This is a genomic window from Ideonella sp. B508-1 (assembly GCF_000333615.1).
Lineage (GTDB): Bacteria > Pseudomonadota > Gammaproteobacteria > Burkholderiales > Burkholderiaceae_C > Ideonella.
Map to the genome: position 1 here is coordinate 1 of NZ_BADL01000166.1, position 1,652 is coordinate 1,652.

Consider the following 1,652-nt stretch of genomic DNA (forward strand, 5'->3'; position numbering starts at 1 on the left):
CGTGGGCATGCTCGGGGATGAAGAAGCGCCGCACATTGCGCAGCACCATCAGGATGTGCTGGTCCACCGTGTAGACGTGGAACAGGTCGTGCTGCATGCGCCCGACGATGCCGCGGAAGACCCAGAGGTAGCGCCCCAGCACCGAGGTCTGGTTCATCAGCCGGAAGGCGTGGGTCTGGCCTTCGTGCTGCTGCAGGATCTCCATGAAGAGATCGCGGTTGAAAGGGTCGCGCCGGAAGGCGCCGTTCATCACCCCGCGGGCGTTGTACAGGGCGCGCAGCGTGCGGGCCGACAAGCCCTTGATCCCCGGCGTCTGCTGGTAGATCAGGAAGGTCTCGAGGATGGCGTGAGGGTTGTCCAGGTACAGCGTGTCGCTGGCCACCTCCAGCATGCCGGCGCGGTCCAGGAAGCGGGCGTTGATCGGCCGCATCGGCGCGCTCTCGGAGGCGTTGATCCGCTCCTCGATGTTCAACATGAGGATCTGGTTGAGCTGCGTGACCGCCTTGGCCGCCCAGTAGTAGCGGTGCATCAGCACCTCGGAGGCCCGCTCGCTGCCGCTGGCATGGAAGCCGAAGCTCTCGGCCACGGCGGTCTGCAGGTCGAAGACCAGCCGGTCCTCGCGCCGGCCCGCCACCAGGTGCAGCCGGCAGCGGATCAGCTTGAGGATGCCCTCGTTGCGCTGCAGCTGCTTGACCTCGAAGGGCGTGATCAGCCCCTTGGCCGACAGTTCGGTCCAGGTCTTGCCCAGGCGCGCGGCGCGGGCCACCCACATCACCACCTGCAGGTCGCGCAGCCCGCCCGGACTTTCCTTGCTGTTGGGTTCCAGCGCGTAGGGGGTGTCCTCGTACTTCTCGTGGCGCTGGCGCATCTCCAGCGTCTTGGCGCGCAGAAAGCTCTCCGGCTCCACCGAGGCCAGCGTGCGATCGGCGAACTGCTTGTAGACCTTGCGGGTGCCGCAGAGCAGGCGGCTTTCCAGCAGAGCGGTCTGCACCGTCACGTCGGCCTTGGCCTCGGTGATGCATTCGGCCAGTGTGCGCACCGAGGAGCCGATCTCCAGCCCCACGTCCCAGCAGGCCGTGATGAAGTCCGACACCGCGGACTTGACCGCCTCGTCGCGCGCCTGGGCCTCGGGCAGCAGCACCAGCACGTCCACGTCGGAATAGGGGAACAGTTCGCCCCGCCCGTAGCCGCCCACGGCGATCAATGCGGCCTGCGACGGCAGCGCGGCCTGGTGCCACAGCTGGGACAGCGTGGTGTCCACATGCCGCGCCAGGGCCTTCATCAGCCGCGAGGCGCTGATCACCGTCGGACGCGCTTCGCGGAAATGATCCAGCAATTCCGCCTTGCCCTGCTTGAAGCGCTGGCGGATCTCGCTCATCGGAAGCGGGCCGGCCGGCGCCGGGGCGGGGGTGGTGCTGTCGTCGTCGCGGGCCATGGAACTGCGGGGCCGGGAAACGTTCAGGCGGTCACGAAGGCCGGCGGCTTGGGCGTGCCGGCCGACACGGTCAGCACCTCATAGCCCGTCTCCGTCACCAGCACCGTGTGCTCCCACTGGGCGGACAGCGAACGGTCCTTGGTGACGATGGCCCAGCCGTCCGGGCCTTCCTTGATCTCGCGGCGCCCGGCGTTGAGCATGGGCTCGATCGTGATCG

1 protein-coding gene and 1 pseudogene are annotated in these 1,652 nt (G+C 68.0%); both read right to left on the reverse strand.

What is annotated here, in order from left to right; translation table 11 throughout:
• A partial coding sequence (locus tag I73_RS26700; protein WP_040499897.1) for a nucleotidyltransferase domain-containing protein occupies nt 1-1,378 on the reverse strand: 1,378 nt, incomplete at its 3' end.
• A gap of 80 nt (nt 1,379-1,458) precedes the next feature.
• Nucleotides 1,459-1,652: pseudogene (locus tag I73_RS07820) on the reverse strand (type I methionyl aminopeptidase); the annotation flags it as partial.